The organism is Cellulosimicrobium cellulans (assembly GCF_042723955.1).
GTDB lineage: Bacteria > Actinomycetota > Actinomycetes > Actinomycetales > Cellulomonadaceae > Cellulosimicrobium > Cellulosimicrobium cellulans_H.
Genome location: NZ_JBHXIC010000004.1, coordinates 87,646 through 97,313, shown reverse-complemented (window position 1 = coordinate 97,313; position 9,668 = coordinate 87,646). Strand labels below are relative to the sequence as shown.

The 9,668-nt window shown below is 73.6% G+C and carries 10 protein-coding genes; all 10 read right to left on the bottom strand.

What is annotated here, in order from left to right:
* Positions 1–148: 148 nt before the first annotated feature.
* The 10 genes from ACFWH7_RS02405 to ACFWH7_RS02360 all read right to left on the bottom strand — a co-directional run bounded on the left by ACFWH7_RS02405 (position 149) and on the right by ACFWH7_RS02360 (position 9,493).
* Positions 149–1,279, bottom strand: a complete 1,131-nt coding sequence (locus tag ACFWH7_RS02405) for an adenosine deaminase (RefSeq protein WP_378214832.1) — start codon at positions 1,277–1,279, stop codon at positions 149–151.
* Between the two features lie 62 nt (positions 1,280–1,341).
* Positions 1,342–1,581: a hypothetical protein gene (locus tag ACFWH7_RS02400; RefSeq protein ID WP_378214831.1), complete on the bottom strand. Its 240-nt coding sequence runs from the start codon at positions 1,579–1,581 to the stop codon at positions 1,342–1,344.
* Entirely contained in the window at positions 1,578–2,585 is a 1,008-nt protein-coding gene (locus ACFWH7_RS02395) for a hypothetical protein (protein WP_378214830.1), read from the bottom strand. Before ACFWH7_RS02395 ends, ACFWH7_RS02400 begins: the two co-directional genes overlap by 4 nt.
* The gene (locus ACFWH7_RS02390) at positions 2,582–2,926 is read right to left on the bottom strand and encodes a DUF202 domain-containing protein (protein WP_378214829.1); all 345 of its coding nucleotides are present in this window, start codon (positions 2,924–2,926) and stop codon (positions 2,582–2,584) included. The genes ACFWH7_RS02395 and ACFWH7_RS02390 overlap by 4 nt, the downstream gene beginning before the upstream one ends.
* Positions 2,923–3,342: a YidH family protein gene (locus tag ACFWH7_RS02385; protein WP_378214828.1), complete on the bottom strand. Its 420-nt coding sequence runs from the start codon at positions 3,340–3,342 to the stop codon at positions 2,923–2,925. Before ACFWH7_RS02385 ends, ACFWH7_RS02390 begins: the two co-directional genes overlap by 4 nt.
* A gap of 18 nt (positions 3,343–3,360) precedes the next feature.
* Positions 3,361–4,626, bottom strand: coding sequence for a thymidine phosphorylase (locus ACFWH7_RS02380; protein ID WP_378214852.1), 1,266 nt, complete (start codon positions 4,624–4,626; stop codon positions 3,361–3,363).
* 140 nt (positions 4,627–4,766) lie between these two features.
* A complete protein-coding gene (locus tag ACFWH7_RS02375) occupies positions 4,767–5,240 on the bottom strand; it encodes a cytidine deaminase (RefSeq protein ID WP_378214827.1) in 474 nt (157 codons plus the stop codon).
* Between the two features lie 13 nt (positions 5,241–5,253).
* Positions 5,254–6,549 (bottom strand): ABC transporter permease, encoded by a 1,296-nt coding sequence (locus ACFWH7_RS02370; RefSeq protein ID WP_378214826.1) that lies wholly within the window; start codon positions 6,547–6,549, stop codon positions 5,254–5,256.
* Positions 6,546–7,847, bottom strand: coding sequence for an ABC transporter permease (locus ACFWH7_RS02365; RefSeq protein ID WP_378214850.1), 1,302 nt, complete (start codon positions 7,845–7,847; stop codon positions 6,546–6,548). The genes ACFWH7_RS02370 and ACFWH7_RS02365 overlap by 4 nt, the downstream gene beginning before the upstream one ends.
* Before the next feature lie 11 nt (positions 7,848–7,858).
* Complete coding sequence (locus tag ACFWH7_RS02360; RefSeq protein WP_378214825.1) at positions 7,859–9,493, bottom strand: ABC transporter ATP-binding protein; 1,635 nt, start codon at positions 9,491–9,493, stop codon at positions 7,859–7,861.
* Positions 9,494–9,668: the final 175 nt, after the last annotated feature.

The following is a 9,668-nucleotide window of genomic DNA, read 5'->3' as shown; positions in this document are numbered from 1 at the left end:
ACCCCACACCCAACCCCCAGATGTTCTTCTCCTATTATTATACAAACACCCCACGCCCGCCCCCGCTCCACGCCATGCGGCCCCGCACCCCGCCCCCCCCCCCCCACCACAGTCGTGCTCGGCAACCCGGGCGGGTGTGCAGGTCCGCTCAGAGCTGTGCGCCCTGGACCTCCTGGTAGCCCGGCAGGATCACGTCGTCGACGAGCGCGCGGCGCTCGTCGTGGTGGACGAACGCGCTCCATGCGGCGGTCATCGTCACGTCGGCGAGGTCGTCGATCGTCCAGCCCGCGTGCTCGACGAGCAGCGCCATCTCCTGCGTCATGGTCGTGCGCGACATGAGGCGGTTGTCGGTGTTGAGCGTGACCGCGAAGTCGAGCTCCTTGAGGCGCGTGATCGGGTGCGCCGCGACCGACGTCGCCGCCCCCGTCTGCACGTTGGAGGACGGGCAGAGCTCGAGCGGGATCTGGTGGTCGCGCACCCAGTGCGCGAGGAGGCCGAGCGCGGCCGTCCCCGACTCCCCCTCGGCACTGTGCGGGAACTCGGGGTCGAAGGTGATGTCCTCGACGATGCGCACGCCGTGGCCGATGCGGCTCGCCTGCCCCAGGTGCACGGCCTCGGCGATCGACTCCGGGCCGGCGGCCTCGCCCGCGTGGATGGTGACGGGGAAGTTCTGGTCGGCGAGGTAGCGCCAGATCTCCGCGTGACGCGAGGGCGGAAAGCCGTCCTCGGCACCGGCGATGTCGAACCCGACGACGCCGTTCGCGCGGTTCGCGACCGCGAGCTCGGCGATCTCCTGCCACCGGTCGGCGTGGCGCATGGCGGTGACGAGCTGCCCGACGCGGATGGTGCGGCCCTCGGCGGCTGCCTCGGCGACGCCCTCCTCGATGCCGGACTGGACGGCGTCGACCGTCTCCTGGAGCGTGAGCCCCCGCTGGAGGTGCTGCTCGGGCGCCCACCGCTGCTCGGCGTACACGACGCCGTCGCGCGCCAGGTCGAGCACCGCCTCGCGCGCCACGCGGGCCAGCGCGGCGGGAGTCTGCATGACCGCGATCGTGTGGTCGAACGTCTCGAGGTAGCGCACGAGCGAGCCAGAGTCGGCCGACTCGGCGAACCAGGCGCCGAGAGCCTCGGCGTCCGCCGCGGGGAGCTGGTGCCCGACATCGGCGGCGAGCTCGAGGATCGTGGCGGGGCGGAGCCCGCCGTCGAGGTGGTCGTGCAGCACGACCTTGGGCAGCGAGCGGATGACGTCGACCGTCAGGGGGGCGTTCTCGGTGGTCATGCGCTCACGGTACCGGCCGGTACGCCAGCGCTCGCGCCGAACGGCCGGGCGCCCCGGGCCGGTCAGGCGTAGTCGTCCTCCTCGCCCGGCACGGCGGACGCCTGCTCGACGACGTCGGCCTCGTTCGCCTCGCCCTCGAGGTCCGGTCGCGGGGTGCGCGGCCGGTACTCGTCGCCCTCGTGCTCGGCGTCGTCGACGCCGGGACCGTCGTCCTCCGACTCCTCGACCAGGCTCACGACCTCGTCCTCCTGCTCGACCAGGCCGGCGTCCCGCCACGCGTCGTTCCCGGGCACGGTGCTCATCGCGACTCCTCACCTGACGACTCGGCGCGTTCCACGGACGTGGCGGCCACCTTCATCCTCGCGCCGCGCGTGGGGGCTCGCCAGCCCTGGCGCCCGGCCGGCAGGAGGGTCCAGCAGACGTGCGGCCAGCCCCCGAGCGCGTGCCGCACCGCGGGTGACCGGGCGCCGTCGAGCAGGTGCGCCGCGTCCAGGTCGTGCACGGTGCCCGACGACGGCTCGTAGACCCGGCACCGTCGCGCCTGCGCGTCGGCGTCCGTGAGGAGCACGACGTGCCGCGGCACCGCCGTCGCGATCCCGAGCGCGAGGTCACCGCCCGTGAAGAGGGGCACCGGCACACCGCGCGCGGCCGCGACGAGCGCAGACCGGACCACCGGCTCGCTCCCGGCTCCGACGACGACACGCTCGACGTAGCGCACGTCCGCGTACCGTGCGGTCCGCGCGGCGCCCCACGGGGGTGTCCCGAGGGCCGCAGGCCACGGGAGCGGGCCGAGGGCCGCTCGGTTGGTCCGCCGCTTGACCTCCTGCTGGAGGACGCGGAACCGCGCCGCGCCGTCCGGCGGTGGCGCCGGGACCGGAGCGGTCTCCCCCGGCGCGAGCCCCGTGGCGAGCCAGAGCGCGAGCACCGGGTCTCCCGCCGCCGCGAGCAGCGCGAGGACGGCGGACCCGCACGTCGTCGCGTCGGTCTGCCGCGCCGGCGACCCGCCCACCTCGAGCGGGCGGACGCGGGCACGGTCGCGGGGTCCGGACCAGCCGCCTCCGGCGCCCCGGCGCAGCGGGTCGACGACCGCCCGTCGCGTCCCTGGGTCGAGCGTCCCGAGCGTGGCCGCGAGGGCGCGTACCCGCGGCGCGGGGTGGCCCGCGCGGCGGGCGAGGTCGAGCGCGTGCTCCGTGCCGCCGTCGGGCCGGTAGACGTCACCGGGTGGAGGTGGGGGCTCCCTCCGCGCCGGAGCGATCCGCGCGAGGTCCGTGACGCGGAGCGCGCCGAGCGCATCGCCGAGCCTCACGCCGCGACCCACGCTCGACCGAACGCCCAGACGGCGCCCACGAGGGCCAGCACGACGACGAGGCTCGCGACGCGCACGAGGAACGACCACGAGTACAGCCGCCCGCTCCCGGGGAGCCCGCCGCGCGGGGGCCGGAGCACGGCGGGGACGAGGGCCAGCACGCCGACGGCGGCCGCCGCGCACACGGTCACGGCGGAGCCCGAGCGCAGCCCCGCCGCCGCGAGGACGAGCGATCCCACGACCACGCCGAGCACCGTCCGCTGCCACGCGAGCGCCGTGCGTTCCGGTTGCAGGCCCTCGTCGCGGGGCGAGGGGCCCGTCCGCTCGGGTGCGGTGCTCATGGTCCCGACGCCGACCCGACGGCGTACCCGGCGAGCAGCAGCGCGAGGATCACGACGCCGACGACGAGCACGGGGAGCCCGCTCGGGGCGGGCAGCCGCCGACGCAGGCGCAGCGCCCTCTCGTTGCGCCGCCAGGACACGAGCGCGTACCCCGCGAACCCGGCGCCGACCAGGCACGCGACGCCCGCGACGACGTCGAGCACACCGGGCATGCCGGCGAACGTGGCGAACGACGTCAGCGCGACGCCGCCCGCGACGAGACCGAGACCGGTGCGCACCCAGGCGAGCGCGGTGCGCTCGTTCGCGAGGCTGAACCGCGCGTCCGGCTCGGTCCCGACCCCGTACACGGAGCGGGGCCGCCGCGTGTCGGCCGGTGTCTCGACGCCCGCCTCGACGTCCTGCTGGTCGCGGCCCACGGTCAGCGCACGCCCACGTCAGTCCACGCGGTCGAGGACGACCGGTCGCCGCTCGACGACGGTGCCCGGGTCCGCGATCGCCCACGACCCCTCGAGCGCCTGCACCGCCCGCTCGAAGCGCTCGGGGGTGTCCGTGTGGAGCGTCATGAGGTGCTGGCCCTTGCGCACCGGGTCCCCCGGCTTGGCGAACAGCTCGACACCGGCGCCCGCCTGCACCGGGTCCTCCTTGCGCGCACGGCCTGCGCCGAGCCGCCACGCGGCGACCCCGACGGCGTACGCGTCGAGCCGCTCGAGCACGCCGTCCCGGTCGGCGACGACGTGCTCGCGCTCGCGCGCGACCGGCAGCGGGGCGCGCGAGTCGCCGCCCTGCTCGGCGATCATCTCGCGCCACTTGTCGAGCGCGCGGCCACCGACGAGCGCGTGCCGCACGTCGTCCGCGTCCTGCGGCCGGCCCGCGCCGGCGAGCATCTCGAGCGCGAGCGCGACCGTGAGGTCGACGACGTCCTGCGGCCCCGCGCCCTTCATCACCTCGACGGACTCGCGCACCTCGAGCGCGTTGCCCGCCGTGAGGCCGAGCGGCGTCGACATGTCGGTGAGCAGCGCGACCGTGCGCACGCCGGCGTCGGTACCGAGGTCGACCATGGTCCGCGCGAGCTCGCGCGCCGAGCCCAGCTCCTTCATGAACGCGCCCGACCCGACCTTCACGTCGAGCACCAGGGCCCCGGTGCCCTCCGCGATCTTCTTGCTCATGATCGAGCTCGCGATGAGCGGGATGGACTCGACCGTGCCCGTGACGTCGCGCAGCGCGTACAGGAGCCGGTCCGCGGGCGCGAGGCCGGAGCCCGCCTGGCAGATCACCGCACCGACGTGCTCGAGCGCGTTCATCATCTGCTCGTTCGTGAGCGCCGCGCGCCACCCCGGGATCGCCTCGAGCTTGTCGAGCGTGCCGCCCGTGTGCCCGAGGCCGCGCCCCGAGAGCTGCGGCACCGCGACCCCGTACACCGCGACGAGCGGTGCGAGCGGCAGCGTGATCTTGTCCCCCACGCCCCCGGTCGAGTGCTTGTCCGCCGTCGGCCGAGAGAGCCCCGAGAAGTCCATCCGCTCGCCCGAGGCGATCATCGCCTGCGTCCAGCGACCGATCTCGGTCCGGTCCATGCCGTTGAGGTAGATCGCCATCGCGAGCGCGGCCATCTGCTCCTCGGCGACGACGCCGCGCGTGTAGGCGTCGATCACCCAGTCGATCTGCCCCGGGTCGAGCCGCGCCCCGTCGCGCTTCGTCCGGATGACGTCGACGGCGTCGAACGGCTCGGGAGCCGACCCCTCGCCGTCCGCGCCCGCACCGTCGTCGCCCGCCCCGGCGGGCGCCTCCGCCGTCGGGTCCTGGTCCTCGGTCCCGCCACCCTGCGGGGTCACGTCGTCGCTGGTCACGAGCGCTCCTCCAGATCCTCGGGCCCGAAGGCGTCGGGCAGCACGTCCCTCATCGTCTTGATACCACGCACGGTGTCGACCAGCAGGTCGGGGCCCCCGTGCTCCCACAGGAGCTGCCGGCAGCGACCGCACGGCATGAGCGTCGCCCCGTGCCCGTCCACGCACGCGAACGCCACGAGGCGGCCTCCGCCCGTCCCGACGAGCGAGCTCACGAGCGAGCACTCGGCGCACAGCGTCACGCCGTACGCAGCGTTCTCGACGTTGCACCCGACGACGACCCGCCCGTCGTCGACGAGCGCGGCGGCGCCCACCGGGAAGCCCGAGTAGGGGGCGTACGCGCGGGCCATGATCCCGCGTGCGGCGTCGCGCAGGGCGTCCCAGTCGACGGTCTGCCCGACGGCGGTCCCGCCCGCGTCCGTCCTCTCGCCCGGTCGGGCCTCGCCGTCGTGCTCGTGCGGCTGGTCTGTCATCGGCGCCGTGACCTCACTTCACGTAGGGGATGCCCTCGGCGGCCGGCGGGCGCACCCGCCCGACGAGACCGGCGACGGCGAAGATCGTCACGACGTACGGCGTCATGAGCATGATCTGGCTCGGGATCGGCGTGCCGACGATGCCGAGCACCGTCTGCAGGTTGTCGGAGAACCCGAACAGGAGTGCCGCGACGAGCGCGCCGACCGGGTTCCAGCGACCGAGGATCATGGCCGCGAGGGCGATGAAGCCCTTGCCGCCGGTCATCTCCTTGCCGAACGCGAGGCCCGCCGCGACCGTGAAGAACGCACCACCGAGGCCGGCAACCGCACCGCCGAGGATCGTGTTGCGCACGCGGGTCGCGTTGACCTTGATGCCCACGGTGTCGGCGGCCTTGGGGTGCTCGCCGACCGCGCGGAGGCGCAGGCCCCACCGGCTCCGGAACAGGAAGATCTGCAGCAGGATCACGACGACGTACATGATGTAGACGAGCAGCGTCTGGCGGAAGAGCACCGGACCGACGACCGGGATCTGCGACAGCACCGGGATCTCGATCACGGGGAGCGGGGTCCGCGTGTTCCACGTGCCGGGGTCCTCGGTGAGCACCGTGGAGTAGAGGTAGCTCGTCACGCCCACGACAAGCACGTTGAGCACGACGCCGACGATGATCTGGTTCACCCAGTACTTCACCGAGAAGATCACGAGCAGCACGCCCACGAGGGCGCCCGCGATCGGGGCGGCGATGAGGCCGGCGTACGCGGAGGACGTCAGCGAGGCGACGACCGCGGCGAGGAACGCCCCGGCGAGGAGCTGGCCCTCGATCGCGATGTTGATGATGCCGACGCGCTCGCACAGCACGCCCGAGAGCGCGCCGAACACGAGCGGGACCGCGAGGAACAGCGAGCCCTGCAGCAGCCCGGTGAGCGGGATCGCGGACTTGCCCGCCCCGGCCCAGCACAGGAACGCGAAGACGACGGCGACGCCGAAGACGATGGGGAGCCAGGCGCCGATCTTGCGGCGGTCGCGCGCCGCCCAGAAGGACAGCCCTGCGAGCAGGAGCGCGAGGATCGACAGGAACAGGGCCGCCCCGGTCGAGCTCACCGTGATCGGCTCGATCTGGAAGAAGTCGTTCGCCGTCGAGAGGCGGAACGTCGTCTGCTGCCCGCCGGCGGGGAGCAGTGCGAAGAAGACGAGCGACAGCAGCCCGATGACCGCGTACGCGATCGGGGCCTTCCAGCTGATGGGCGGCAGCGGCTTGGCCGCGCGCTCCGGCGTGGCGGCCGGCGCCGGGGTGGTGGTCGCGGTGCTCATGCTCCGACCTCCTGCGTCGTCGTGGTGGTCGTGGCCGCCTTGGCCCGCCGCCTCGCGGCGTGCCGCTCGGCGCGCGTCGGGCCACCCGGGGTCGGGAGCCGGAAGATCGCCCGCACGAGCGGCGGGGCGGCGATGAACAGCACGATGAGGGACTGCACGACGAGCACGATGTCGATCGGCGTTCCGGTACGCGCCTGCATCGCGAAGCCGCCCGCGCGGAGCGCGCCGAAGAGCAGACCGGCGAGGACGGTCCCGAGCGGCCGGGAGCGACCGAGGAGCGCCACGGTGATCGCGTCGAACCCGAAGCTCGCGGCGACGCCCGCGGTGAGGACCTTCTCGGTGCCGAGCACCTGCGCCGCACCGCCGAGACCGGCGAGGGCGCCGGCGATGGCCATGACCCAGACGGTCACCCACGCCACGGAGATGCCCGCCGTGCGCGCCGCGTGCGGGTTCTCCCCGACCGCGCGGAAGCGGAAGCCGAGCGTCGAGCGCTCCATGAGCCACCACACGCCCACGGCCACGAGCAGGGCGAGCACGAAGCCGAGGTGCAGGCGGAATCCCTCGCCGAGCAGCAGCGGGAACGTCGCCGAGCCGGGGATGGGCGGGCTGATCGGGTTGCTGCTGCCCGGGCGCTGGAACGCGGGCGTCGTGAGCAGGTACGCCACGAGGTAGACCGCGATGTTGTTGAGCATGATCGTGACGATCACCTCGTGCGCGCCCGTCCGGGCCTTGAGCACACCCGCGATGCTCGCCCAGATCGCCCCGCCGAGCGCGGCACCGAGGACCGCGAGCAACAGGTGCAGGCCGGGAGGCAGGGAGAACGTGAACCCGATGAACCCGGCGAAGATGCCGCCCAGGATGATCTGGCCCTGCGCACCGATGTTGAACAGGCCCGCGCGGAACCCGATGCCGAGGCCGAGGCCCGCGAGGATGAGCGGGGTCGAGACCGTCATGGTCTCGGTCAGCGGGCGGAGGGCCCGCTGGAGGTCGGGCGCCTGGAAGTTGATGACGGCGCCCTGGAAGAGCGCGCTGTAGGCACCGAACACGGCGTTCCAGACGGCCTCGAAGAAGTCCGTGGGCCGCGCGAAGAAGTAGGTCGCGGCTTCCTGGACCTCCGGGTCGGCCGCGGCGATGAGCACGCCGCCGAGGACGAGGGCCGCGACGATCGCGAGCAGCGAGACGAGCCAGCTGCTCTCCAGCATCTCGCGCAGGATACTCGTCCCGGCGGACGGCCGGGGCTTGGTGGTGTCGCTCGGCGGCGCGGGCGTCGGCGGGACGGCCGCCGCGTCGTCGGGCATGGCCTGCTGCGTCACTGGATCTCCTCCTCGCGGGCGTCGGCGCCGGCCGGGTCGTCGTCGACCCCGGGCCTCGACGGCGCGTCGTCCACCTCGATGTCGGCCTCGCCGAGGGTGGTGTGGTGCTCGGCCGCCTGAGCGACCGCCTCGTCGAGCGGGACCCCCGCCATCATGAGCCCGAGCACGTCGCGGTCGGTGTCGCCGGGCACGACGCCGACGATACGGCCGCGGTACATGACCGCGATCCGGTCCGCGAGCGCGAGCACCTCGTCGAGCTCGGTCGACACGATGATCACCGGCGTACCGTTGTCGCGCTCCTCGACGACGCGCTTGTGGACGAACTCGATCGACCCCACGTCGAGCCCGCGCGTCGGTTGCGACGCGATGAGCAGGCGCAGCGGGCGCGACATCTCGCGTGCGAGGACCACCTTCTGCTGGTTGCCGCCCGAGAGGTTCCCCGCGGGGACCTCCACGGTCTGGGTGCGGACGTCGAACTCGACCACCCGCTGCTCGGCGTTCTCCCGGATCGCGGCCCGGTTGAGCGACCCCCCGCGCGAGTAGGGCGCACGGTCGAAGAGGTCCAGGACCAGGTTCTCCTCGACGGAGAACGTCCCGACGATGCCGTCCGTGCTGCGGTCCTCGGGCACGTAACCGACGCCCGCGGCGAGGACGTCCGACACGCCCCTGCCCACCAGCTCCTTGCCATCGAGCGTGATCGAGCCCGCGACCGGCTTGCGCAGGCCCACGATCGTCTCGGTGAGCTCCGTCTGCCCGTTCCCCTGGACGCCGGCGAGGACGAGGATCTCGCCCCGGGCGACGTCAAGGCTCACGCGGTCGACGACCGCGTTGTCGACGTCGTCCATGACGGTGAGGTCGGAGACCCGGAACGTCGCGTCGCCCGGCTCCGCGGGAGCCTTGTCGACGCCGAGCGAGACGGACCGGCCGACCATGAGGGACGCGAGCTCGGTCTCGCTCGCGGTCGGGTCCGCGGTGCCCACGACCTTCCCGCGGCGGATGACCGTGATGCGGTCCGCCACGGCGCGGACCTCGCGCAGCTTGTGCGTGATGAACACGATCGAGGTCCCCGCGGCCTTGAGCTGGCGCATGATCGCGATGAGCTCGTCGGTCTCCTGCGGGGTGAGGACCGCGGTCGGCTCGTCGAGGATGAGCACGCGCGCGTCGCGCGACAGCGCCTTGATGATCTCGACCCGCTGCTGGACGCCGACGGGGATGTCCTCGACCATCGCGTCCGGGTCGACCTCGAACCCGAACCGGTCCGAGATCTCGCGCACGAGACCGCGCGCGCGTCGCGCGTCGATGAGGCCCGCGCCCTTGACCGGCTCGTGGCCGAGGGCCACGTTCTCCGCGACCGTGAAGACCGGGACGAGCATGAAGTGCTGGTGCACCATCCCGATCCCCGCCGCCATGGCGTCGCCCGGGCCGGTGAACGCGACCGGCTGGTCGTCGACGAGGATCTCGCCGTCGTCCGGGTCGTACAGGCCGTACAGCACGTTCATGAGCGTGCTCTTGCCCGCACCGTTCTCGCCCAGCAGGGCGTGGATCTCGCCTGGCTCGATCACCAGGTCGATGTGGTCGTTCGCGACCAGGGACCCGAACACCTTCGTGATCCCGCGCAGCTCCAGCTTCACCGGGCGGCCTCTCTGAGAACAGGGAACTCCATCGAACCGTACTTCCGTCGCGTCGTCGCCTCGGGCGTCGCCTCATGACGACCGGGGGTGCGGCGGGGCGGGCGCCCGGCCACACCCCCCCGCGCGCGACCGGCCCGCCCCGCGCCCCGGGCGCGCGCTGTCGATTTTGTGGAGT